The sequence below is a fragment of the Vibrio sp. Vb1574 genome, assembly GCF_033338675.1.
The window spans coordinates 111,447-136,666 of sequence record NZ_JAWOTC010000008.1 but is presented as its reverse complement, the minus strand read 5'-3'; the positions used below and the strand labels follow the sequence as shown (position 1 = coordinate 136,666).

Genomic DNA, 25,220 nt, shown 5'->3' with positions numbered 1-25,220 from the left:
TTTTGTTGACAAAAATGGATATTTTGCATTTTTTTGTGATTTGACTCGATAAGGCAACTCAATAGGTAAACATACAATAGATGATTTCCTGAAAAGTGAGGCGACTCTTAGTTGTGAGTGAAACTTTATTGTTTGCATCCAACTTTAAGATCAAAAAATATGACTTGAATCACAATTGCCACTTCATTAGCCGATGATAAAACACTCACAATAACCATAATCTAGGTAGGTGAATGTTGTTTGAAAGTAACAATGTCGTATATGCCTTTCAATGCAGGAAACTAGTCTAATATTAAATAAACGGATGAAATCAACCATTAGGCTGATGGATGTTGAGATTATCAATAAAAACACGCTTAGCACTCCTCGCACTATTACCCGCTGTGGTAATAGTGGTGTTTGCAGTTCAGCAGTTTTCTGATAATGCGTTGCGCGTGAGCCGTCTCAATCAAACGGTTAGCAATATTCAAGGTTTCCAATTGATATCCAAGGCCTCCCACTTTATTTACTCCATAGAGAAAGTACGCCGACAGCCTGATCTTCAAGTCTCTGCAGCCATTAATATTGAAGAACAAGGTGAAGTTATTTCTTCTTTGCATCAAAAGTTTGTGAGTAACCCTAATACTGCTGAGTATGCTGATGACCTGAAAGAAGCCATGCTGGGGGTATTGTCAGGTAGATTGAGTGAGATGGACGACCTGGGTGATTGGGCATTTCAACAGCTCCAAAATATGTCGCGCTCTTTGTTGCAAAATCATCAATGGTATGGCAGTGACGACGGCATTCGCATGCAAAATTTTATTGCCTACCTTGCTCAGCTCTCTTTTTGGACACAGAAAGAAGCTTGGCTGACGAACCGTTTAGTCCAAGACCCTAAGAGTCGGCTAAGTCAAAGTATGTTTTATCAGGCGATTGACCGACAGCAGCAAAATTTGGATGCGTTTTTAAACTTAGGTGGGTCATACGAGCAAGTGGATAAATTGCTTGGCTTGTTTACTTCGCCGAGATATCAGAGAAACTTGGCGTCTCGCGGACAATTAATGTCAGGAGACATGTCACAAAGTGACTACGCCGCGTATTTAAAAGAACTCGATTTTCGTGTGCAGCGCTTACAAGTGCTCATTGATGGGTTCACCAAACAAACTGAGCAGTCGCTTCTCACGCAGGTTCATGAACAAAAGGCCAATATAGCGATGATCAGTTTTGGCGTCGCCTTAGTGGTTATCCTGCTTTGTTGGCTCGGATTTAGTACTTGGTTCCGAGTTAACAGCAAACTCGATGCGATCATTCATACTTTAAACGCGTTGATCAACTCCGAAGAGAAGCAAACAAAAGTCAAAGTTGATGGAAGTGATGAACTGACCATTTTTGCTCAGCAAGTGAATCGAGTGGTTGAAGAAATGCAGAGACAAACTGAAGAAATACTGCATGCAAAAGAGTCAGCAGTATCGGCTAATCGTGCAAAATCTGTGTTTCTTGCCAACATGTCACATGAAATACGCACGCCCCTTAACGGGATCATGGGCATGACAGAAATACTCTCTCAAAGTGAGTTGTCTTCGCATCAACAAGAAGTTGTTGATGACATTGACTCCTCATCTCAAACACTGCTTACTTTACTTAACGATATATTGGATCTCTCTAAAATCGAGTCTGGACGATTGGAGCTGTCACTAATAGAAGCGGATATCCGAGAAGTCGTGTATCAGTCGATGATCATCGTGTCAAACAGGTAGTTACGAATCTGGTATCGAATGCGGTTAAGTTTACCGAAAGTGGGCATGTATGCGTTGATGTTAGTTATGAAGAGTTACTTGAGAAAGAACGTGGAGTGCTGACGTTTAAAGTAGAAGATACCGGAATAGGCATTGATCAAGATAAGTTAACCACGATTTTTGAACCCTTTACTCAGGAAGATGAAGGAGTGTCGAGGCAATTTGGCGGTACAGGGTTGGGTTTGGCAATTTGTTGTCAGCTTGTGTCGATGATGGGGGGCAAGCTCGTAGCAACATCTACAAAAGGAGTGGGCACATGCTTTGAATTCTCGATTGAGGTTGAAGCAATTCCGGTGTTTGGCTGGCGTTCGGAGGTGATTAATAAAGGGCTTTTGATCTGCTCAAATTACGACTACGCTGACCAAGTATTAAAAGAGTGTCGCTTAGCGAAAATCAATCTCTTTGGTGTTAATAATGTGAATGAAGTGCAAGCGATAAATGATGACTTTGATGTCATATTTCTGTGCCACAGTAACGACGCTAATACCGATGAAATCTTGGATAATCTATCATTTAATTACGATCTTCGCCGTGTGATTATTTGCCAGCATCATTTATCCACTCCCTACGAAAATGCAGAAAAAGTACATGCCGTACTCACATTACCTTTCCTTGGCAATCGATTTAAGCATGTCATTGATGATTTAGCTAAGGTTGAAAAGACTATATCAAGTGACAATGTCACCAATAATGTTGTCAGCTCTGAATATCGAGCGTCGCGCTCTCATCGGAGGATCTTAATTGCGGAGGATAATTTGATGAACCAGAAAATAGCGAGTTTTTTTCTGGATAAAGCAGGTTATGACTATTTGATAACAAGCAACGGCCAAGAAGCGTTAGAAGCCATCACAAAGGGAGAAGAATTCGATGCAATTTTAATGGACTGCATGATGCCCGTGATGGATGGACTGACCGCGACGAAAGAAATTCGTCGTTGGGAAAAGAAAGCAGGACGTGAAAAAACGATGATTATCGCACTCACTGCGAGTGTTTTGGAAGAAGACATCCACAACTGTTTTGCGGCAGGCATGGATGCTTATTTACCTAAGCCGTATAAATCGAACCAGTTATTTGAGCTCTTTAGTGAATTAAAACTCGCCTAGCTAACATTTCAACTTAGACAAGGCGTCAAAACGATAAAGCCCCACTTCAGGGGCTTAGTTCTGATTATTCATTGTTGTGCGTTGGCTTGAGCGCCTGCGAGTTTGCGTATGGTTTGGCGATAGGTTAGGTATGCGGAAACACCAGCTAACAGGTTGCCGATACAAGCGCCTAAGAGTAAACCTCGGATTCCATCCATTTGAGCGCCAACCCACAAGCACGGTAGGAAAAAGACAAACAAGCGCAGCGCTGAAATAGTGAGCGCGGTGTAAGATTTGCCTAATGCATTACAAAGAGAAACCATTAGCATACAAACCCCTAATGAACCCAAACTGATCGGCACTATCAGTAAATGCATTTCCAAGACTTGCTCCACTTGCATATCACTTGTCATCAATAATGCGAGTGGGTTTGCGACGGCAAATGTAATGGCAGCAATCAAAAGTTGGAAACCTAGAATGAATTTTACGGCAATACTGACGAGCCTTTGGATATCTTCATAGTTCTTTGCTCCAAGTAAGCGTCCAACCATTGGAGGCATAGACATTGTCAGCGCCAAGACCGAAACGATAGCAAAGAACTCATAGCGTGAACCAAGCGCCCAAGCGGCGACTGCTGCGGTTCCAAAGCTTGCCAATAATTTTGTTGCTAGCATGGAAGACAACGGTGGCAGCAGTTGGCTAATCATCGCAGGGCCCATAATGTTACCGATAGATGCAACACTTTTGGCTACGTTAAGATCTTGCCATTGTGTCGTTGCCCAGTGATTCTTTTTCACGCGAGGAGCGACGACTAAAATACCAAACCCAAAAGCGACGATGGTTGCTATTGCCGCTCCGTTAATACCCAAGTCAAACGTGAAAATAAATAGCGGATCGAGCACAAGGTTCACGCCGCTGGTTATCATCATCATTGTGCCAGGTAACATTGTATTGCCATTAGCTCGGCAGATACTGTAGTAAAAATACAAAACTGCACCAGTCCATGAGCTTAATAACCACCAAGGCCAGTAACTGTCGATTATCGGCATAACAGATTCTGGAGCGCTTAATAGAGCTAAAATGGGGTAGCGCAAAAGCCAAATTAGCCCGCCAAAAATAGCGACACCAATTGAGCCGATCATCAATACCAATCCGCCAAGTTGTTTGGCATACCGACTTTCATTCGCCCCAAGAGCTTTAGAAATGACCGCTGTCGTTGCGATCCCTAGACCGACTTGAATACCGATAATGACCATTTGCAAAGGCAGAGTGAAACCTTGAGCGGCTAACGGTAAAACGCCGAGCTGACCGATAAACGCACTATCCACAAGCTGAAAGCTCATTAAAGACAGAACGCCAAATAGCATTGGCCAGGTCATCGTAAATAATTGTTTTGCAAGCGTTGGTTGTGTACTTGTCGTAGTTGAAGACATAGAAAGCTGAATGCGTTAGGAATAAGAGTTAGATTGATTGTACACGGCGGTTAGTTTAGAGACAAAAATAAACCCCGAGGAAGATATTCTTGCTCGGGGTTCGAAAATCTAGCTTACGCGTTTATTTTTTGCCGCTAGTTTGCTTGTCTTCTTCAGTCAGCTCACGAATGCGACGGCTGATGTCACGACGTGCTTTAGAGATCTCAGCGCTTTTAATGATGTGGTCATCAACACGATCTTCATAGTCTGCTTTCATATTTTTGATGATTGCGACGATTTCATCGTGAGTCATTTCTGGTTTGATGTAGTCTAGAAGGTTTTCTAGAAGATCAACACGTTTACGGTTATCACGAACTTTCTTCTCGTTATCAAGAAGCTCACGTTTTAGTTTGTTTTTACGACGAGCTTGGTTAACGATTTCAAATACGCTACTCATAGTTCTCTTTCCTAATTTTATGAATATCTTCCTCGATTAAAGCACAACATCCAGTGGCATAACAGTCTTTAGATCAATAGCAATGCAGAGTTGAACATTTCTCAACCAATTGCGCTGTGTCCATATAATCGTGCTGCTTTCTTCGAGTTTTGGCCAACATCGTAGAATCCATCGATTCATTGTCATAACGTGGCCTTCACTATATTATCAACACCATTGAATGCAAAATGATGAACTTGATATGGACTCTGGTAACACTGCGGAGCAAGTAAATAGTCAAGATAATGAGCAAGTCACTCGCTCTGTGGCTGAAAAGTTAAAAACGGCGTATATCAACGCACGCGAGCAACTCGAAATCATCGAAGTTGAGCTTAATCGTTCAAAAATAATGATGGTCGACCAAGATGGCAATTTGACGAGAGTGCCGATTCTCTCGGAGCATTGATACCTGACCCTATTCGTAAGGGGTGTCAGGTCTTACGCTATGCTTTAGCCTGACACCAACACCTGAACCGCTAACGCTTCTTGCACTGCTGTGTGAATTTATGGCGTATGATTTCGAAGCGATTTAGGTACAAAGTCAAATGCAAAAATAATAAGGAAATGCATTATGAAAGTTGAGCTAACGGCAATTGAAGCACGAGTTATTGGTTGCTTGATCGAAAAAGAAGTCACTACCCCAGATCTTTACCCCCTCAGCCTAAACGCATTAACCAACGCGTGTAATCAAAAAAGCAACCGTGATCCCGTGATGTCACTCTCAGAGTCAGACGTACTCGATGCCGTTGATGCTCTTATTGAGCGCAGGCTCGTCAGTGATGAAAGTGCGTTCAACAGCCGCGTCAGCAAGTATCAACACCGTTTCTGTAATACGGAATTTGGTGATTTAAAGCTGACAGAGCAGGAGAAGGGCATTGTATGCTGTATGCTTTTGCGCGGTGCTCAAACACCTGGGGAAATTCGTACTCGTACTAATCGTCTCGCGACATTTCATGATGTAAAAGAAGTGGAAATGGTCCTTGAGCATTTAGCAAGTGAAGAGAAAGGACCATTAGTGGTCAAATTACCACGTGAGGCTGGTAAGCGGGAGTCGCGTTATATGCATTTGTTCTGTGGTGATGTTGATGCGTCCGAACTTGCAGCGCCTGTGTCTGCTGCAAGCTCGAGCTCCGATCGAGTAAGTCAGCTAGAGCTCGAAGTCGCTCAGCTGAAAGAAGAGCTGGATGAATTAAAAGCTAAGGTTGAGTCACTGCTTTCATGATGGAAAATACAACGCAGCGTTGGAGTGTCTACCTGATACGAAATAACCGCAACGCGTTGTATTGTGGTGTTACCAATGATGTTGAACGAAGATTCAATCAGCACCAAACCGGAAAAGGAGCGAAAGCTTTGAAGGGAAAAGGCCCTTTGGTATTGGAATGGTCATCGGATTTTGACTCAAAGACGCTTGCCATGCGAGCAGAGTACTATATTAAGCAACTAACTAAAGCGAAAAAAGAGCTGCTCGTTATGTCAAAAGCAAATATTGTCGTCGACGAACATCAACAAATGATGTTAGAGATAGTGGCACTCTGATAAGCCCTTGCTACGCAACGATACACGGAAACCGCCTATGTCACATTGGCGGTTTCTTTTTGTTTTTGGAGTACCATGTAGGAATAAACTGACGCATAATGGGCTGGTGTTCTGTTTAAAGGTCCTGAATATGAAAAGCGCGAAATGTCTCTACGTTATCGAGACAAAGGAAGCGACTCAATGTACTTTATTTGTATCCACTCAGACCAAGAACCAATTTACTATTGAAACAGGCACTAAGAGGAAGGTAGATTACAAGAGTATAGGATGACTCGGCTAGGTAATGAATAGAGCTGAATTAGGCTCATAAAAAAGCTAAAAGAGCAGTAGATGAAAAAAGCGTTAGTATTCTCCCTGATTTCAATGGCCGCTTTTGCGCCGAATGTGCAGGCCACCCAAGTTCTTAATGGGTATTGGGCATATCAAGAGTTTTTAGACCAGTTTCCACAACAGAAGCAGTTAACTAGTGCGTTGGCTGAAGTGGTAAGAGAAACCCCTGTACCCGTAGCAAAAGACAAAAAGCGTCCACTGAAAATTTCTGTTGTTTATCCAGGGCAGCAGATCTCTGATTATTGGATTCGAAACATCGATGCGTTTGAAAAACGCCTAGATAAGCTTGATATCGACTATCAACTAAATCAAGTGTTTACTCGTCCTAATGCAGATATAAAGCAGCAAAGTTTGTCTTTAATGGAGGCGCTGAAAAGCAACTCCGATTACTTGATCTTTACTCTAGATACCACAAGACATCGTAAGTTTGTTGAGCATGTCTTAGATTCAAAGAAAACCAAGTTAATTTTACAAAATATCACCACACCTGTTAGGGATTGGGAACATCATCAGCCGTTTCTTTATGTTGGTTTCGACCACGCAGAAGGAAGTCGTGAATTGGCCGTTGAGTTTGGCAAGCGTTTCCCTAAACATAGCCACTATAGTGTTCTCTATTTCTCGGAGGGCTACATTAGTGACATCAGAGGCAACACTTTTATCAACCAAGTGAACCGCGATAATCAATTTGAACTACAATCTGCTTACTACACCAAAGCAACAAAGCAATCTGGGTATGAAGCTGCAAAAGCCAGTTTGGAGAAGTATCCGGACGTTGACTTCATTTACGCGTGTTCTACCGATGTAGCATTAGGTGCTGTTGACGCTCTTAAAGAGTTAGGTCGTGATGATGTCATGATCAATGGTTGGGGCGGCGGTTCAGCAGAGTTAGAGGCGCTTTCTAAAGGGGAGTTAGACGTTACCGTTATGCGTATGAACGATGATACAGGTATTGCAATGGCTGAGGCCATTAAGTGGGATTTAGAAGGAAAGCCAGTTCCCACCGTTTACTCTGGTGATTTTGAAGTCGTTACCAAATCGGACTCTCCAGAAAGAATTGAAGCATTAAGAAAACGTGCATTTAGATACTCAGATAATTGATGACAACTACATCAAAAACAAGAAAGCGTCGCTCACTGTCGACGCTTATTACCAAAATAATTATTCTCGTACTTGCTCCGATCATTCTAGGCATCTTTGTTCAGAGTTATTACTTCTCGAAGCAGATTATTTGGCAGGAAGTCGACCGAACCAAGCAGCAGACCTCTGCCCTGATCCTGAACATTTTTGATAGCCATTTTGCAGCGATTCAGATTCATCACAACAGCAATTCGAAAAGTGATGTTGTATTGGATTTTTATACAGAACGTGATGAAGAGGCACTCAATTACTTTTTCATGAGTATTGACCAGAGTGATCCTTCCCATACACCGGAGTTTCGTTTCCTAACCGATCATCAAGGTATTATTTGGGACGATGGCAACGCGCATTTCTATGGCATCAACAACCTGATACTTAGCCGACTTGCCAGTCAAGTGACCTTTAGCAACAACTGGTATTATCTACCCTCACAGACCCCGATGGGAACTCGCCATCTTTTACTTCGTCGTGTACCCGTTTTACAACCTAAAACCGGTGAAGTGATGGGGTACTCTTACAATGTTGTTGTTTTAGATAATAACTTTGGGTTGATGGAAAGGTTAAAAAATGAAGGCAACGTCGACAATGTTGTGTTGGTCGCTAACAACACACCATTGGCAAGCTCATTAGTAGGAGATGAGGCTTATCAAATATTTGACGTACTCAAACGACGAGAGTCCCAGCACAAGCTTGACCAATTATTGATCATCAAAACCCCTATTGAGGTAAATGCCGCCGAGACTGACTTGTGCTTGCTTACTGTGCAAGACAATCAGAGCGTGGTGACATTGCAAATCCAACACCTGCTAGCAATGCTAGCCTCAGTTATCGGTATGGTTATGATTGCGCTAATGACTAAAGAATGGATCGAGAATCGAGTAGTTGAAGAGTTAGGATCCCTGATGGCATATACCCGCTCGGCTCGTGAAGAAAAAGGATTTGAGCGTTTTGAGGGGTCAGATATTGAGGAATTCGATCATATTGGTTCGACACTAGAAAACACTTTTGAAGAGCTTGAAGCACAAAAGCGGTCTTTCCGAGACCTGTTTAACTTTGCGTTATCACCTATTATGGTGTGGTCTGAATCGGGTGTACTTATCCAAATCAATCCGGCAGCACGCAAAGAGTTAGTCATGGAAAACGATATTGAAACCATGCACCCAGTGTTCAAAGGTTTCAAAGAAAAGTTGATGCCACACCTTCGCATGGCGGCTCAGGGAGCTACGTTGACAGGCGTTAATGTGCCAATTGGAGACAAAGTATATCGCTGGAACTTATCGCCGATTCGAGTTGATGGAGATATTAGCGGTATTATTGTTCAAGGTCAGGATATAACCACGCTAATTGAGGCGGAAAAACAGAGTAACTTGGCGCGCAAAGAAGCAGAGAAATCTGCTCAAGCCCGTGCCGACTTTCTGGCTAAAATGAGCCATGAGATCCGAACGCCAATCAATGGAATTTTAGGGGTTGCTCAATTGCTAAAAGACTCTGTGGAAACAGAAGAGCAGAATAACCAAATTGACGTACTTCGACATAGTGGTGAGCACTTACTTGCTGTTTTGAATGATATTTTGGACTTTTCGAAGATTGAGCAGGGTAAGTTTAATATCCAAAAGCACCCGTTTTCTTTCACTGATACAATTCGAACGTTAGAAAACATTTATCGTCCTATTTGTGAAAGTAAAGGCGTCAACCTTGTCATTGAAAACAAAATAGATCCCAATGTTGAAATCTTTACTGACCAAGTTCGTCTGAACCAAATTTTATTCAACCTAGTCAGTAATTCTGTGAAGTTTACGCCCTCGGGTAGCGTGCGCTTGCATGCTGAACTTGAGCAGTTCTATGGCGCTGACAATAGCGTGCTGGTCGTGGAAATTTCGGATACAGGTATCGGCATCGAGTCTGACAAACTCGACCAAATGTTCGAACCTTTTGTTCAAGAAGAAGCAACAACGACTCGAGAATACGGCGGCAGTGGCTTAGGGCTGACCATTGTGAAGAGCCTCGTCGACATGCTGGAAGGTGATGTTCAAGTCCGCAGTCAGAAAGGCTTAGGAACGACTTTTGTCATTACAATGCCAGTGAAAGATCGTGAGCGAGTACTCACCCCTCTTGATTCGAGTTTGCGAGTTAAGCCAGGTGAACTATTTGCAGAGAGTCTCAAAGTGTTGTTGGTAGAGGATAACCATACTAACGCATTCATTCTAAAAGCGTTTTGTAACAAGTACAAAATGCAGGTTGATTGGGCGAAAGATGGGTTAGAAGCAATGGAATTCTTAAAAGATCATACTTACGATTTGATACTGATGGACAACCAACTTCCGCATCTTGGTGGAATTGAAACGACCAAAGAGATCCGACAAAAGCTAAAACTAGGCACGCCAATTTATGCGTGTACTGCTGACACCGCGAAAGAAACCAGTGACGCCTTTATGGAATCGGGTGCGAATTACGTGCTTCTCAAGCCGATTAAAGAAAATGCGCTCCATGAAGCATTTGTGGATTTTAAGCAGCGGTTCTTAGTTGAGCGAACATAAGGAATTGGCTCACTACGGGATAACCCAATTATTCATTATCTGAAAAGCACAACACCATGACTGTGGGTTGTGCTTTTTTGTATCTGCCCCTTTTACTCTTATACAAATCAGACTTTTCAGACTTTATTGGTCTCGACGTTTGTTGTGTACATCGCAGCATTTCAAATTCAAACATAGTGTTGTATTACTTAGATTTCTCCCCCCTTCACTGACACACCCAACGTGATTTCAATCACAAAAAGATATTTACTTAGCGTGCTAACTATTTTATATTACTTAGCACGCTAAGTAATTGAGTAGATCTTATGATTCAAGACATCAACAGTTTGCGAGACCTTTCTCTGGCTGAGAAATTATCTCGTGTTGCTCGTTTGTGGAAAATGGTTGCAGATCGAGAGTTAGAGCCTTTAAACCTAACGTATCCGCGTTGGACGGCGTTATGGAAGCTTTATCGAATGGGTGACAACATCAGTCAGAAGCATTTGGCTGAAGCGCTTGAGATCGAGTTAGCGTCGTTGATGCGAACATTAAAATTATTAGAAGAGCAATCTCTGATCACTCGCCATTGCTGTGAACATGATAAGCGAGCACGCATTGTTAGCCTCACAGAAGAGGGGAAAACCCTACTAAAGCAAATGGAGGCTCGAATTCTTCAAGTTCGAAGCAAGCTCCTAACGGACATCAACGACCAGGAACTTCAGCAGCTTTCATTGATTCTTGATCAGATTGCTCACAATGCGCTTGATTCACTTAGCGAATAAGTCAGAAAACCGAATAAAAAGAGAAGTAAACGCCTATGACTCCAGATCAAAAATTCGCACGTTGGATCAAATATTCTTGCGTCGCGTTTGTCCTTGTCTTTGCCTATTTTCTAGTTGCAGATCTCGCCATGCCGTTGACGCCTCAGGCAATGGCAACGCGTGTGGTAACTAAAGTGGCCCCCCGTGTGAGTGGGCAGATTACACATCTTTATGTTGCCAACAACCAAGAAATAAGCCAAGGCGATCTACTATTTCAGATTGATCCCCAGCCTTATCAGCTCGCCGTAGAAAAGGCTCAACTTAACCTTGAGCGTGTGATTCAAAACAACGAACAACTTGATGCTTCTATTGCGGCGGCAAAAGCAGACGTTGAAGCGAGCAAAATCGTGGCGGAACAAAAAGTTCGCGAAGCGAAACGTCTTAATACCCTGTTTCACCGTAATGGTACTTCGCAACAACAGCGCGATGACGCACAGAGCAGTGCAACGGCAGCTAAAGCGAACTTACTGGCCGCACGTGCTCGTTTAAAAGAGTTGGAAGTAAACCGCGGTGATTTAGGCGCGACGAATGTGAATATCCGCGTGGCGCAAAACCAGCTAAAACAAGCGGAACTTAATCTGTCTTACACTCAAGTCTCGGCGGAACATGATGGCGTTGTCGCTAACTTGCAGCTGGAGACGGGGGCCTATGCGGCAGCTGGTACACCTCTTGTCGCTTTAGTCTCCGATGACGTGGATATCATTGCCGACTTTCGTGAAAAGAGTTTACGACACTTTAATCAGAACAGCCGTGCGTTAGTGGCTTTTGATAGCTTACCTGGTGATGTATTTGAAGCTCGTATTACGAGTGTGGATGCCGGGGTCAGCTCGGGTCAATTCGATGCGGATGGTCGCTTAGCAACACCAACTGACTCAAACCGTTGGGTGAGAGACGCGCAGCGCTTACGTTTACATTTAGCTATCGATGAACCTCAGCAGCGCGCATTTCCAGCAGGGGCACGAGCAACCGTGCAGTTGTTGCCAGAAAACGCATTATCTGGCTGGTTAGCGAGATGCCAGATCCAATTCTTGAGTCTTCTTCATTATATTTATTAACGAGGAGGCGATATGAAGTTATGGGACCACCCCATGTCGGAAAACGACTTCCGGCAGTGTTTGCGCATTGCAACTGGTGCGACCATTGGTTTCACTTTATGTAAAATATTTGGTTGGAACTATGGCGTATTCTTTACTGTAACCCCGATGCTGTTACTTGGAATGGTGCCAGTCATGAGTCTACATGCCGCACGACAACTGATTTTTTCAGCGGTTGTGTGTGGATTAGAAGTTGGCATTCTTGGTGGGTTATTTAGTGGGCACCCAGGCATGATGACAATCATTGCATTCGGGTTGTTCCTATATAAATTCGCCTGTATGTCAAAAGGGAGCTTGTTCTTATTTGGAGCGAACAGCGTACTGAGCTTAAGCATCATGCTGCACTTTGCGAGTTATCCAACCACTGACTTAAATGATCTAATCTTTAGCAACCTGCAAGCGAATGTTATTTCAGTGATCGTTGCTTATGTGGTGACATTTTTGATTCCCGATGCGGAACCTCGTCAGCCACCAGCGAAACCGTCGCAGCCTAAACAGAGTCATCGAATGCGTCATGAAGCCCTTATGGGGGCGAGTATCGCTACAATGTCTTTCCTTGTATTCCAGCTATTTGACCTCAGTGACTCTATGTCTGCTCAGGCGACAACCTTACTTTTATTGTTTCCTATGCATTGGAACGGTGCTTTAGGATATGCGCGAAAAAGAGCAATGGGAACCTTGATGGGGGTGACCTTTGGTATCGTCGGACAACTTGTATTATACGATTGGTCGGATACTTTATTGTTTATCGTCCCATTGCTTTGGATTGGGGCTATGATGTTCAGCTATATGCACGTGAAAGAATCTAGCGGTTCGGGAGCCGGATTTGGCGGCTTAACCACATTAGGCATTTTGTTCGGCCAATATCTTACTCCGGATGGTGACTTAATGTTCAGTGCGCTGTATCGCGTTAGCAGTATTTTGTTTGCTATTGTTGCGACGCTGCTTGTGACCTATACGGTTCACAGAATACTCAACAGCTTTGAGGCGACGCGCTTTAGCGAGCAGTAAGTTCATACGTTACTGGTTAGAAAGGATTGCTCCAGTAACTCTGTTTTTAGTTCGTGAGTCATCTCAATGGAACTAGCAAACTTAATTCCAACTACCCATCCCTTCACCAATTTCTTAATGTTGGCAATGACACATCGATTTTCTTCTCCGATATAGTGGCTTAACGGGCATTCGATGGTAACACTCTCACCCACGTTGAATTCGGGCTCAATCAAGGTTGATATACCAACACCTGCTAGAGAGAAATCGATAAGGCTACCGTCGTAGACATTCCCTGCATGAATAACGTTACAGTCCATTTGCAACTTGTAACGCTCATGTTCCCGAACTGGTTTGGTTGCAAATGTTCCTGGAATGCGGATAAACAAAAGGGGGGATGGTCGAACGGTCGTCGTCAGCACGCTGGACTTAAACGCAATGACATGGCCTAACTCCGTATCTGATACACCACGCACGATGACATCGGCGTTGGGGAGTTTTCTCATCACTTGCTCTTCAAGCAAACGCATTGGTATATCAAGAATCAAATAAGCATTTTCTTTCATCCCCAGATAGGTGGTGGAATACGTATATTGATCCTTAGGCCCAAATTCGAAATTAGTAGAAAGCTTCATTCCCGGTTTGAGAAACCTATGCAGTTCATCTTTAGTATGAGTGGCTGGCATCACATTGGCGTTTTAATTTTTTAGTTAAGCTGAGGCTATCAAAACGCCATTTTGTTATTCAAGATAGTAAGGCATAAGTTTTTGTAAAATCATCGCTATCTGTGAAGTGGTGGGCGATAAGTTTGGTTCATTCCATCTTTCATAAAGATTTGGCTTGCCACAATACTGCCGCATGTGACCAACATCAGCGCTAACCAAGTGAGAGAATCTGGTTGTTCACCAAAAATTGGAACGGCAAGAAGTGTCGCGACGACTGGAGTTAATGAACCAAAAGCAGCGCTGGCTTCGGCACCGATGATCCTAATTGCATAAATGAAAGTGAAAGAAGCGATTAAACCTGCGCCAACACCTTGTAGCATCGCGTGGCCAAATAACTCCTCCCATGGCCACTGGCTGAACGGTGTTACCACCAAATAACTGTCTACCCACCCGAAACCAACGGCGATGATGAGCAGAGCCAAAGACGCGATTGCAACGAATCCTGCACAGACGTGTGCATTAAGATTGGCGACACGAGCGCTGATGGTGAAAGCAGCCCACATGATGCTGCCAGTTAGAAACAGGATATGCCCTTGTAATTGAGACCAGTTGTACTCTGCGCCGCTATTAGAAAGAAGGAATACGAAAATCCCTAACAACACCGTAGAAAGCCCGATTAAGCGGTGAGCACTCAGCGACTGTTGATAACAAAGTACCGCGATAGCAGAAACAAACAATGGCAAAGTGCCAGGTACTAATGCACTGCCGTGCGCCACGGGAGCTAAATGCATAGCCGTTCCGACGACCAGAAGATAGGGAAGGCCGCTTCCAAACACAACACCAACCAGGTAGCGTTTAGGCACTACGCGCAGCGACTGTTTATGCTTAATCACAAATGGTAATAAAATTATACTTGGGATGAGAAAGCGAACTAACGCGATATCGGCTGGCTGCAAGGCAGAAATTGCGCCCCCTTTTAAAGAAATAAAGAAACCAGACCAAAGCAGTAAGGTCGTTAATATAGCTGCGTATCCCAAGATCATTATCGACATGTCCATTTGTAAATGATGTGTTAATTGTTGAATAAAACTCTTGCCAAAGGGAGGCAAAGTTTGACGTAATTAGGCTTGATGTTGGTGATAAATTGCGTATAAGTGTTAATTGTTAGTGATTAAAGGCACGGAAGAATAAATGGATAAAATTGACAGGCAACTTATCAATCTAATGCAGAAGGATGCCACTCTGACAACTGCAGAACTTGCTGATCAAGTAGGGCTATCGGCATCACCTTGTGCAAGGCGCATTAAGCGTTTGGAGCAGGAAGGTGTAATTAGTGGTTATCGAGCTATTGTGTCCAGAGACACTGTAGGCATCGCGATGACTGTATTTGTTGAAGTGAGTTTAAATAACCACCAAGCTTCTTCGATTGATGAGTTTGAACATGCCGTTGTTGAGATGGATGAAGTGATCTCATGCCATGTCGTATCAGGGGCCTATGATTACCTGTTAGAGGTGGTCAGTAAAGATCTCGCTGGTTATGAAACATTTACTAGAAAGTTACAGCGATTAGAAAATGTGAAAGATATTCATACCCACCTGGCGATTAGACAAGTGAAAGGAAATGGCAGTTTGCCGATTTATGCATAAGAAAGATGAAATTTTTCGATAGACTTAAGATTGCCCACTATCATCGAAAGCGATATAGACAGTTTGGTAAAGACAGAGCCCGAACTCTGGGATGGGCAGATAAGTATAGTCAGATCAGCCGTTTTGAGGCGTTGTGCCGAGGGTTAACGTTAGACGGTTCAAGTATTTTAGATATTGGGTGCGGCTACGGAGACTTGTTAGCGTTTATCGAACTTACGGGGGGGCTTCCTCAAAGCTATATTGGCATTGATCAGCAAAAACAGTTTATCTCTGAAGCCAGAAAACGAGATTTTCGTACGCAAAGTAAGTTTATATGTGGCGACTTTTCAACGTTGGTATTGCCTCGTTGCGACTTTGTTTTTGCTTCCGGATCATTGAACTATCAATCCACCAACCCAAATCATACCATTGAAATGATTGATAAAATGTACCGAGCGACAGAGAAAGGTTGTGTGTTTAACTTGTTGGATGAATCCAAACTACCCAGCATGAAAATGTTAGCGTCGCACAATAAAGAAGGTGTCTTTCGCTATTGTCGGTTGCTGTGTCCGAATACACGATTGATTGAGGGGTACTCCGAGCACGACTTTACGATTGCCATGATCAAAAAAGCGGAGTCCGTTTCCTGACTCCGCTTTATAAATTCTTAAGCCTTATTGGTTTTTGTATTGTGAGATTTCACAGTTACCTGTGTATCTATCAACCTTGAATGAGAACGCGGCTGAATGGTATTCCCTCCCATCACTCCATATTGTTTCTCCGAAGATTTTACACAGATCCAAATCACTGATTGAACCGAACTCTTTTACGTGCCTAACTACTGACAAAAACTTGGCTTTGGTAGCATTAGGACATTCCCTGTTACTTAATCGATTGATAACCATGTTTGTAGCATCATCTCCAGCCAAATGTGACTTTTTATTAAATTTTATTAATGGCTAAACTAACCAAAAAATGTCCATAAGTAAAGCATTAATGTGACGTATGTCTCTATAAATTGATTGTCTTGGTCATGGTTTAGTCAAGTTTGTCAAAGGGAACAATCCCATTATTTACATTTGATATCATTCACGACTAAGGAAAGATAAAAAGCACGAATAACGTCCAATATTGGAGTGAAAAACCAACATCGTCTATTCAAAACTGGCTCTGTTTTTACTTCGAAACATCTTGAGCGTATTGAAGCGCTCGAGCTTCTTTATCATAGACTTGTGACAGAGTTTGATATTGTGAAGAGAGGCGCTTGTAATCTTCAGCAAGTTCCAGAGCGTTGGTGTTATACCATTCCGCGGTTATTTGATTGGCTATTTTGTTTGACTCGCGGCACTTTTGGGCCAGTATCTCCCACCCATTTGCTGACCATTGGGATTGTGTGCTCAATTTAAGCAGCTGATTCGCTTTAGTTGTGAGCTCTTCTTTGTATTGAATCGATGCTTTTAATTGCGCTTTGAACACATTTTGGTTCGACTTGGCACGCCAAAGTAGCACGAGCTCATGCATTGAAAAGGTTTCGGACAATAACTGACGCTGTTTATGTTCGGTTAAAAGTGTATTGAATACCTCAACATGCTGATTGTAATTGGACTCTAAACGATTGAATTGGGTAAGATTGTCATTCCACGACGATGGGTTACATTGAATATTGGCGTGCCCCGTTATCGGGAACAGAAGAAATAGTAGTATCCAATTGAGTCTGTTGATCATTATTGCTCGCGTTAGTTGACCTGCTCTTTTGAGTATATACCCAAATTTCTACGACATGCGTGCTGCTGGTGGGATAAGAATAAAGAATGAAAAGGAAAAGGGCATGAAGAAAATTCTCGTCGCATTGATTGTCATGCTGTTGCTCGGCGGAGCGGGGGCTGGATACTATTTCTTCTTTATGCAGAAAGATGAACCTGAAGCACCAAAGGCTACACAAGTCGAGCAATCGTCACTGCAAAAAGAAACATCCAAACCGATTCTGGATTTAGAAGCCGCTCCCCCGGAAGTTACCGAGTACTACGTTATTGAGCGTCGTGTCAATGTTTACAACAAGCCTAACCTTAATGCTTTAGTTGTCGATACGCTCTATAAGGGAGAAAAAGTATCGGTGTTAGAAAAAGTAGATGGGTGGTACCGAATCTCCGGCTATCTTGTCTATGAAGAGGGTGGAGAAGAAAAAGCCGAATGGTTGAATGCTGAAGGGTTATCGGATGCAGAGCCAGTTATTAAAGAGCAAGAGCGCTTAGAGATATTGGATGAATACCTACAGAAGTCGGATGATTTAAAAGTTCACTTGGATATTTTCCGTAAGAAAACACAGCAATTGTTAGACGATGAAACCTGTGATCCGAGTGATTTTGAGGAGCTCGGGGGTTGGGTGCGTTCTGTGACGTTCAAAAAGCGCAACGTTTACTTCATCTATTGTGGCGGTTTGGAGCAAGAGAATAAGATCTACTTAGATGTTGATAAGGGCGATATTTTTTATCGATAACTCACCACCAATTACACTCGTTCTCTAAAGACGTTTTGATAAATGCAATAACGATGCAAACCTGAAATCAGAGATTTATAACTTTTTAGTTGTGAACCATAATCAATAGGAATACTATCAACGAGTCAAGTGACCTAACTTGGCTCTTTGTGTTTTTAGTGAGTTCCTATGCCTTGGATTTACCTTAGAAAGTTGATTTTGCTGCTATTTGCAATGGTATTGCTACCAGTGCATGTATCTGCTGCGCAAATCGACCACAAGGCTCACGTACCGCACTTTTCTAAGCTACAACCTTTTGTAGCCGTAAGTGTATCGCCAAACTCTTCCGTCGATTTTTCTGAAGTTTCAGAAGAAAGCTCTCAATCTCCAGTATCTGAAGGCCATGCAAGTCTCGATTCCGTTGCTTTGTTTAACTCTCAGCGCTGGACGTCTTACTTACGGGAAGGGCTTGATGACGAGCACGTAGATTTTGTCGGCGATCTCACTACTCCGTTTTACGCTGATGCGGGTTACGCATACAGCTTGATGGACATTAACTGGCGTCACAACCAGTCCACATTTTATCATTTCACAAGCGATCATCGCATTTCTGGTTGGAAAGAGACCAATGCCATGTACGTCGCACTCAATAGTCAGTTTTCTGCCTAAACACCATCTATTTGCACCATTGTGCACTCTTAGCACGACGATTGTATTCGACAGGACGTGAGCGTTCTGAGCATTTCATACCCTGAATTTATTCTGGGAGCATCTGTCGTGTGTTAAGCCTTGTTATTAAAAGCTTCACTTCATTGTGAAGGGATGATGTTTACATGAAAAAAACACCAAAGCAGCAAAAGAACAGAAAGCTGATGAATCACTACTCAGCTTGGAAATATGTCGTATTAATCACGACAGTCATTATTTTAACCCTAAGTGCTATACCAACTTGGTTTGGTGAACAGCCTTCTATCCAGTTGACGTTTGCGGATCAAAACAACAGCGAAATGTCGGTTGTTCATCTGAATCAACTGCTAAAAACCAACCATATTTCAGCCGACAAAATCATCGAAAAAGACGGCAAAACAACCATTGTATTCGATGGTGAAGATGCGCAAAGTAAAGCTCGTGCGTTGTTAAACAAAGAGCTAAATAAAGACGACAGCATCACTTTCTCATACGTATCGGTTGCGCCAGAATGGTTAAATGAGATGGGCTTTAGCCCAATTAAGCTCGGTCTTGACCTTCGTGGTGGCGTTCAGTTCTTGTTGAATGTTGATGTGAATAAAGCGTTTGAAGAACAACGTGATGCGTTGATTGATGAAATCAAAGCGAATCTGCGTGATCAACGTGTTCGTGGTGTGCAAGTTCGAGCAGAAAGCGGCAACCGAATTACGGTAAACAGTGACAGCGAGCAAGCATTGTCGGAAGTAAACAAGTTCTTGCGTCAAAACTACCCGGGCTGGATTTCAAAAAGTTCATCTCGTGGCTTTGTGCTTGAACCGAGTGAACAAAATATCCAAGAATTTCAATCGTCGACTCTTCAACAAAACCTGAAGATCATGCGTGGTCGTATTGAAGAACTTGGTATCACAGAAGCACTAGTGCAACGCCAAGGTAAAGAGAGCATTCGAATTGAGCTCCCTGGTGTACAAGATCCTGCTCAAGCGAAAAACGTTATTGGTGCAACAGCAAGCTTGGCGTTTTATGAAGTGAAAGATGCGAGCCAAGCACACAGCAGCCAAGATCTTGTTCTTCAAGATAATGATGGTCGTACTGTGATTTTGGCAAAACGACCAGTTCTAACGGGCGAGCACATCGTGAACGCTCGTGCTGGTGTCGACAAAATGGGCATGTCAGAGGTAAATATTTCTCTTGACCACGCTGGTGGTAAGAAAATGAGTGACTTCTCAGCAACTCACATCGGCAAGCCAATGGCGACCGTTTACCGAGAGTACAAAACAAACGATCGCGGTGTAACTGAGCGTAGTGAGCGCGTTATCAGCGTCGCGACTATTCAATCTCAACTTGGTAGCCAGTTCCGTATTACTGGGGCAGGTAGCATGGACGATGCGCAGCAATTAGCGCTATTACTTCGCGCGGGGTCACTGACAGCGCCGGTTACTATTGTGGAAGAGCGTACTATCGGTGCTTCTCTGGGGGCAGAAAACATTGAAAACGGTTTTGCAGCACTGGCTTTAGGAATGGGACTAACACTGACCTTTATGGCACTTTGGTACCGCCGCTTAGGTTGGGTAGCAAACGTGGCGCTTTGTGCCAACATGCTTTGTTTGCTTGGCTTAATCGCCTTGTTACCAGGTGCGGTTCTAACGCTTCCGGGTATTGCCGGTTTAGTGTTAACCGTCGGTATGGCAGTAGACACCAACGTTATTATCTTTGAACGTATTAAGGACAAAATGCGTGAAGGCCGCAGCTTCGCTCAAGCGATTGATCTTGGCTTTGACAGCGCATTCTCGACCATCCTTGATGCCAACATTACTACCATGATCACCGCCGTGATTTTGTACGCCATCGGTAATGGCCCAATCCAAGGCTTTGCCTTAACACTCGGATTAGGTTTGTTAACCAGTATGTTTACAGGCGTATTTGCCTCTCGAGCAATGATCAATTTAATTTGGGGCCGCGATGCCCGTCGTGATGTGAGGGTTTAATCATGGTCGAAATGCTAAAACAAAATATTCGTAAAATTCGCTACTTTACTACGCTAGTTTCCATCATTTTAACGGTGATCGCGATCGTCGCTCTAGGCTTTAAAGGGTTGAACCTAGGTTTGGACTTCACTGGCGGTATGGTGACAGAAGTAAAGGTAGATAAGCAGCTAACTAACCATGATCTGCTTGACGTTCTGCAACCAAAGCTTGGTGAATCTGCGTCAGTGACACGCTCTGGTGAAGATGGCCGTTGGGTGATTCGTTACTCTGCGCCGGAAGATGGACAAACGTTGCCAAGTGTAGAAGAGGTGTTGAAGCCAATCTCTCACCAAGTTGATGTTGTCAGCAACAGTATAGTTGGCGCTCAAGTTGGCCAAGACTTGTTTGAACAAGGTGGCTTAGCATTGTTGATTTGTGTGTTGAGTATTCTCGGTTACTTGTGTTTCCGTTTTGAGTGGCGTTTAGCGAGTGGTTCACTGTTTGCTTTGGCCCATGATGTGATCTTAGTGCTTGGCTTCTTTGCAATTACTCAAATGGAGTTCAACTTAACCGTTTTTGCTGCTGTGCTGGCGATTTTAGGTTACTCATTGAATGACTCGATCATCATTGCAGACCGAATCCGTGAGCTGTTGATTGCGAAGCAGAGTTGGAAAACAGAAGACATCAATGACCAAGCTGTTATCGCGACGTTTTCACGCACTATGGTGACATCTGGTACGACATTGATCACTGTTGGTGCATTATGGATTATGGGAGGAGCGCCTTTGGCTGGTTTCTCAACCGCCATGTTTATTGGCGTTCTGTCGGGGACATGGTCTTCGATTTCGATTGGTACTGTGCTGCCTGAGTGGTTGAAACTGGAGCCGAAACATTATCTTCCAGTTGAGATCGACGCTGCGCCGTAGCATTATTTTTAAGGTAAAAGTGCTTGCGCCACTCATCTTGAGTGGCGCTTTTTTGTGCTTATTTCACGCGCATCAAGCGATGTTTCACAAGTCCCAAGTCGAACTCTAAGACTTGTGAGCGCTTCATTGCTTCGACTTTATTCAACATTGGCTCTTGGTAGCCTTTCTTCTTCATCCACTGAAGAGGTACAGAGAAAGCATCTTCATTAACGACATAAGACTCGCCTTTATGCTCACCGCTATAGACGTTCACAACCCAAACTCGGGCTTGAAAGTCCAATACTTCACCCATGACTTTAGCTATTTTATTCAGAATATTTTTCATTGTTTCCAGTTTGCCTTAGCTTAGTAGCAACCAGACACCAACTCCCATCATTAAAGTGCCTGCGATACGGTTCATTAGACGTACATTCTTAGACTGACCTAATACGTGTTTCAACCCTTTACCACCAGTAGCGTACAGAGACATGCAAATGAACTCAAACAGTAAAATAATGGAGACAAGTATGATCAGTTGCGGTGCAAGCGCTGCGTTTTGGTCTATAAAAGGCGGTAAAAGAGAAATCATAAATGCCCAGCCTTTTGGGTTTGCGATTGCGGTAACGAAGCCTTGCATGATCAGTGCGATATTGTCACTCTTTGGTGTTTCTAAGTTGTCGACATTAATCGTAAGTTTCCCTCGCGATCGCCACATTTCAACTCCAAGATAGAGTAAATAACCGCCACCAATGAACTTTAACGCGATAAACATCCAAGTATAATTGAGCATAATCGCAGCGATACCTAACACCGCAGAGACTGACACCAGCGCAACACCGAGAAGCTCTCCTATCATCATCCATAACGTGCGACGATAACCGATACTCATACCTAACGTTAGGGCGAGAGTCATGCACATACCAGGCGTGATTGAGACAAAAAAGAAAGTAGGGATGAACATACTGAGCAATGCAAGATTCATATCTGTTGATGATTTAGTGATTAAAGAGAAGCCACAAAGATAGTGCAAAGTGGAAAAGGATGCTACTACAAAGCGAACGATTACTTTCACTAGTAGCTAGTTGATGTTCTTCGAATATATAAATTTAAAATGAAATTATATTTTAATCTATGCGTCATAATAGTGCGTATTGCACCAGTATGAGACAAGCTCTTATATCATTTTTAGATTAAATATATTTAACTTATTATATTTTATCGGTATTAATCATCACTGTGTTAAAATAATCGAATTGATAACTAAATTATCATTAAATGCAGTAATTAAATGATATGTTTGATAATTATTTTTACTGATAATTGAATTATTATTCTAATCTCAAGTTTGTTGTAATCATATAGGCTTAAAATTCAGATCTTAAATCATGACATAATGTAACGTCTACCATTCTGTATGTAAGTGCATGATATTTAATAATTATGTTTCTATTTCTGTTGGTGTGGATTTTGTGGAAGTGTGATTTAAAACAATGGCTTATATAAAATTAACCATTTTATAACATTTCACGAGTAATGAGATCTAAATCAATCTTATGCAATTGGGTGAGTTTTTTATTTGAAATGTAATATTTCTAGGTTAACTTAAAATAAAGGCAGCACGGGATTGGTTGTCAAAAGAATAAATAAACACGTCAGTTGGTGAACTATTTCATCAGTGTATTAAGTTTGCTTTTTAAATGCCGTTAAGAATGGAGTCTTCAATGAAGAAAGTCGCTTTGATCACTGGATCAAAAGGCGGAATTGGTTCTGCTATTTCCTCTCAATTAGTCAATGACGGTTACCGTGTAATCGCTACTTATTTCACAGGTAACTACGAATGTGCGCTGGAGTGGTTCAACAGCAAAGGGTTTACCAAAGATCAGGTTCGCCTTTTTGAGTTGGATGTAACAAACACGACAGAGTGTGCAGAGAAATTGGCGCAATTGCTTGGGGAGGAAGGAACCATTGATGTTGTTGTCAACAACGCAGGAATTACACGTGATGGCGTGTTTAAAAAGATGACTGCGCAAGCTTGGAATGATGTCATCAATACCAACCTCAATAGTTTATTCAACGTTACGCAACCCCTCTTTGCTGCAATGTGCGAAAAAGGCGGTGGTCGTGTCATCAATATCTCTTCAGTCAATGGTCTTAAAGGGCAGTTTGGTCAAGCAAACTACTCGGCGGCGAAAGCTGGGATGATCGGTTTCTCTAAAGCCTTAGCATACGAAGGTGCTCGCTCGGGTGTAACAGTTAATGTTATCGCGCCGGGTTACACGGGTACGCCAATGGTTGAGCAAATGAAGCCAGAAGTGCTGGAATCTATCACGAACCAAATTCCAATGAAACGTCTTGCGACACCAGAAGAAATTGCAGCATCAGTGAGCTTCTTGGTCAGCGATGCGGGCGCCTATATCACCGGAGAGACTTTGTCGGTGAACGGCGGCCTATACATGCACTAAGGAGAGAAGATGATGGAAAAAGTATTTATCGTAGCGGCGAAGCGTACTCCAATTGGTGCTTTTGGTGGCAGCCTGAAAAATACTTCTGCTGGCGATCTGGCAGCAGTAGCGATTAAAGGCGCGTTGGAAGCGGCAAAGTTGCCTGGCGACAAGGTTGACGAAGTGATTGTTGGCAACGTTGTTGGTGCAGGTCAAGGAATGGGTGTTGGCCGCCAAGCGGCACTGTTTGCGGGGATTCCTGAATCTGTTCCTGCATATGGCGTAAACATGGTTTGCGGTAGTGGCATGAAAACGGTCATGGATGCCGTGTCCCATATCCGTAGTGGCGATGCTGAGATCGTTGTTGCAGCGGGTGTTGAAGTCATGTCTCAGATTCCATTTGCTGCACCAAGCAGCATTCGTGATGGCAACAAAATGGGCAATCTGGAACTGAAAGATCTGCTCGTAGCGGACGGTTTAACCGATGTTTACAACCAATATCACATGGGTGTGACGGCAGAAAACGTAGCAAAACAAATCGGCTTAACTCGCCAGCAGCAAGACGAATACGCGCTGTCTAGCCAACAGAAAGCGGTAGCCGCTATCGAAGCTGGCAAATTTCAAGACGAAATTGTGCCAGTGGAAGTAAAGCAACGCCGTGAAACCGTGATGTTTGATACGGATGAATACCCAAAAGCGAACGCGACAATGGAAGCCTTAAGCAAGCTACGTCCTGCTTTTGACCGCGAAGGCACTGTGACTGCGGGTAATGCATCAGGCATTAACGATGGCGCGAGTGCGATTATCGTGGCGTCTGAAAGCGCAGTTAAAGCGCATGGATTAACGCCGCTTGCTGAGATCGTAAGCTATGCGCAATCGGGTCTTGATCCGAAGATCATGGGCCTAGGTCCTGTTGAGTCGGTCAATAAAGCACTCGAAAAAGCAGAACTCAGTGTACACGACATCGACGTTTACGAGTTAAACGAAGCATTTGCAGCGCAAGCACTTGGCGTGATTCATCAGTTGGCGGAAACAAACCAAGTTCCAGTTAACGCGATTCAAGATAAAGCGAACTTTAACGGTGGTGCTATCGCGCTAGGACACCCGCTTGGTGCTTCTGGCAACCGAATCTTAGTCACGCTGGTTCACGAGCTTCATAAGCAAAATGGTCAATATGGCGTTGCTTCACTTTGTGTGGGCGGCGGCATGGGCACGGCTGTGGTTGTAAAGACAGTTAAGTAATTATTTAAACGGACATTTTTAATTC

General features: G+C 43.3%; 23 protein-coding genes and 1 pseudogene. 17 read left to right on the top strand and 7 right to left on the bottom strand.

Features of this window, described 5'->3' with window-relative positions; all coding sequences use genetic code 11:
* Positions 1–329: 329 nt before the first annotated feature.
* Positions 330–2,878 (top strand): annotated as a pseudogene (locus R7O12_RS08565) (ATP-binding protein).
* 68 nt (positions 2,879–2,946) lie between these two features.
* Here the strand turns inward: R7O12_RS08565 and R7O12_RS08560 are convergent.
* On the bottom strand, positions 2,947–4,290 hold the full coding sequence (locus tag R7O12_RS08560) for an MATE family efflux transporter (protein ID WP_132937187.1): 1,344 nt from the start codon (positions 4,288–4,290) through the stop codon (positions 2,947–2,949).
* Between the two features lie 121 nt (positions 4,291–4,411).
* Entirely contained in the window at positions 4,412–4,726 is a 315-nt protein-coding gene (locus tag R7O12_RS08555; RefSeq protein ID WP_005373603.1) for a DUF496 family protein, read from the bottom strand.
* A gap of 241 nt (positions 4,727–4,967) precedes the next feature.
* Here R7O12_RS08555 and R7O12_RS08550 point away from each other — a divergent pair, with 241 nt between their 5' ends.
* From R7O12_RS08550 to R7O12_RS08515, 8 genes are all read left to right on the top strand, one after another.
* On the top strand, positions 4,968–5,171 hold the full coding sequence (locus R7O12_RS08550) for a hypothetical protein (protein ID WP_031777159.1): 204 nt from the start codon (positions 4,968–4,970) through the stop codon (positions 5,169–5,171).
* Positions 5,172–5,336: 165 nt separating this feature from the next.
* Complete coding sequence (locus R7O12_RS08545) at positions 5,337–5,987, top strand: YceH family protein (protein ID WP_138940087.1); 651 nt, start codon at positions 5,337–5,339, stop codon at positions 5,985–5,987.
* Positions 5,984–6,301 carry a GIY-YIG nuclease family protein gene (locus R7O12_RS08540; protein WP_005373593.1) on the top strand — a complete coding sequence of 106 codons (318 nt, stop codon included), beginning with the start codon at positions 5,984–5,986 and terminating at the stop codon, positions 6,299–6,301. Before R7O12_RS08545 ends, R7O12_RS08540 begins: the two co-directional genes overlap by 4 nt.
* A 330-nt stretch (positions 6,302–6,631) precedes the next feature.
* Positions 6,632–7,729, top strand: coding sequence for an autoinducer 2-binding periplasmic protein LuxP (locus tag R7O12_RS08535; protein WP_005385634.1), 1,098 nt, complete (start codon positions 6,632–6,634; stop codon positions 7,727–7,729).
* Positions 7,729–10,305: a quorum-sensing autoinducer 2 sensor kinase/phosphatase LuxQ gene (gene luxQ, locus R7O12_RS08530; protein WP_269129036.1), complete on the top strand. Its 2,577-nt coding sequence runs from the start codon at positions 7,729–7,731 to the stop codon at positions 10,303–10,305. The genes R7O12_RS08535 and luxQ overlap by 1 nt, the downstream gene beginning before the upstream one ends.
* 305 nt (positions 10,306–10,610) lie before the next feature.
* Positions 10,611–11,066 (top strand): transcriptional regulator SlyA, encoded by a 456-nt coding sequence (gene slyA / locus R7O12_RS08525; RefSeq protein WP_005373589.1) that lies wholly within the window; start codon positions 10,611–10,613, stop codon positions 11,064–11,066.
* Positions 11,067–11,101: 35 nt separating this feature from the next.
* Positions 11,102–12,160 carry an HlyD family secretion protein gene (locus R7O12_RS08520; RefSeq protein ID WP_005373588.1) on the top strand — a complete coding sequence of 353 codons (1,059 nt, stop codon included), beginning with the start codon at positions 11,102–11,104 and terminating at the stop codon, positions 12,158–12,160.
* A gap of 12 nt (positions 12,161–12,172) precedes the next feature.
* The gene (locus R7O12_RS08515; protein ID WP_171344205.1) at positions 12,173–13,210 is read left to right on the top strand and encodes a DUF2955 domain-containing protein; all 1,038 of its coding nucleotides are present in this window, start codon (positions 12,173–12,175) and stop codon (positions 13,208–13,210) included.
* Between the two features lie 2 nt (positions 13,211–13,212).
* Here the strand turns inward: R7O12_RS08515 and R7O12_RS08510 are convergent, their stop codons facing one another.
* On the bottom strand, positions 13,213–13,875 hold the full coding sequence (locus R7O12_RS08510) for a flagellar brake protein (RefSeq protein ID WP_005373585.1): 663 nt from the start codon (positions 13,873–13,875) through the stop codon (positions 13,213–13,215).
* 95 nt (positions 13,876–13,970) lie between these two features.
* On the bottom strand, positions 13,971–14,897 hold the full coding sequence (locus R7O12_RS08505; protein WP_005373584.1) for a DMT family transporter: 927 nt from the start codon (positions 14,895–14,897) through the stop codon (positions 13,971–13,973).
* A gap of 148 nt (positions 14,898–15,045) precedes the next feature.
* Between R7O12_RS08505 and R7O12_RS08500 the strand changes: the two genes are divergently transcribed.
* Both R7O12_RS08500 and R7O12_RS08495 read left to right on the top strand, forming a co-directional pair.
* Positions 15,046–15,501 carry an Lrp/AsnC family transcriptional regulator gene (locus R7O12_RS08500; RefSeq protein WP_005373581.1) on the top strand — a complete coding sequence of 152 codons (456 nt, stop codon included), beginning with the start codon at positions 15,046–15,048 and terminating at the stop codon, positions 15,499–15,501.
* 5 nt (positions 15,502–15,506) lie between these two features.
* A complete protein-coding gene (locus R7O12_RS08495) occupies positions 15,507–16,130 on the top strand; it encodes a class I SAM-dependent methyltransferase (RefSeq protein WP_005373579.1) in 624 nt (207 codons plus the stop codon).
* A 526-nt stretch (positions 16,131–16,656) separates the two neighbouring features.
* On the opposite strand, the gene R7O12_RS08485 is transcribed toward R7O12_RS08495, so the two are convergent.
* Entirely contained in the window at positions 16,657–17,205 is a 549-nt protein-coding gene (locus R7O12_RS08485; protein ID WP_005373576.1) for a hypothetical protein, read from the bottom strand.
* A gap of 103 nt (positions 17,206–17,308) precedes the next feature.
* Between R7O12_RS08485 and R7O12_RS08480 the strand changes: the two genes are divergently transcribed.
* The 4 genes from R7O12_RS08480 (at position 17,309) to secF (ending at position 21,533) form a co-directional block, all read left to right on the top strand.
* Positions 17,309–17,977, top strand: coding sequence for an SH3 domain-containing protein (locus R7O12_RS08480; RefSeq protein ID WP_005373574.1), 669 nt, complete (start codon positions 17,309–17,311; stop codon positions 17,975–17,977).
* Between the two features lie 168 nt (positions 17,978–18,145).
* Positions 18,146–18,625: a hypothetical protein gene (locus R7O12_RS08475; RefSeq protein ID WP_005373572.1), complete on the top strand. Its 480-nt coding sequence runs from the start codon at positions 18,146–18,148 to the stop codon at positions 18,623–18,625.
* 164 nt (positions 18,626–18,789) lie between these two features.
* Positions 18,790–20,628, top strand: a complete 1,839-nt coding sequence (gene secD / locus R7O12_RS08470; RefSeq protein WP_005373570.1) for a protein translocase subunit SecD — start codon at positions 18,790–18,792, stop codon at positions 20,626–20,628.
* A 2-nt stretch (positions 20,629–20,630) separates the two neighbouring features.
* Positions 20,631–21,533 carry a protein translocase subunit SecF gene (gene secF / locus R7O12_RS08465; protein ID WP_005373567.1) on the top strand — a complete coding sequence of 301 codons (903 nt, stop codon included), beginning with the start codon at positions 20,631–20,633 and terminating at the stop codon, positions 21,531–21,533.
* Positions 21,534–21,591: 58 nt separating this feature from the next.
* On the opposite strand, the gene R7O12_RS08460 is transcribed toward secF, so the two are convergent.
* Both R7O12_RS08460 and R7O12_RS08455 read right to left on the bottom strand, forming a co-directional pair.
* Positions 21,592–21,858, bottom strand: a complete 267-nt coding sequence (locus R7O12_RS08460; protein WP_005373566.1) for a hypothetical protein — start codon at positions 21,856–21,858, stop codon at positions 21,592–21,594.
* Positions 21,859–21,873: 15 nt separating this feature from the next.
* Positions 21,874–22,494 carry a LysE family translocator gene (locus R7O12_RS08455; RefSeq protein ID WP_031778830.1) on the bottom strand — a complete coding sequence of 207 codons (621 nt, stop codon included), beginning with the start codon at positions 22,492–22,494 and terminating at the stop codon, positions 21,874–21,876.
* A gap of 739 nt (positions 22,495–23,233) precedes the next feature.
* On the opposite strand from R7O12_RS08455, the gene R7O12_RS08450 reads away from it, so the two are divergent.
* Together R7O12_RS08450 and R7O12_RS08445 are read left to right on the top strand one after the other, a co-directional pair.
* Positions 23,234–23,974 (top strand): SDR family oxidoreductase, encoded by a 741-nt coding sequence (locus R7O12_RS08450; protein ID WP_005373555.1) that lies wholly within the window; start codon positions 23,234–23,236, stop codon positions 23,972–23,974.
* Between the two features lie 12 nt (positions 23,975–23,986).
* Positions 23,987–25,195, top strand: a complete 1,209-nt coding sequence (locus tag R7O12_RS08445) for an acetyl-CoA C-acetyltransferase (RefSeq protein ID WP_005373553.1) — start codon at positions 23,987–23,989, stop codon at positions 25,193–25,195.
* The last annotated feature ends 25 nt before the right edge of the window (positions 25,196–25,220 follow it).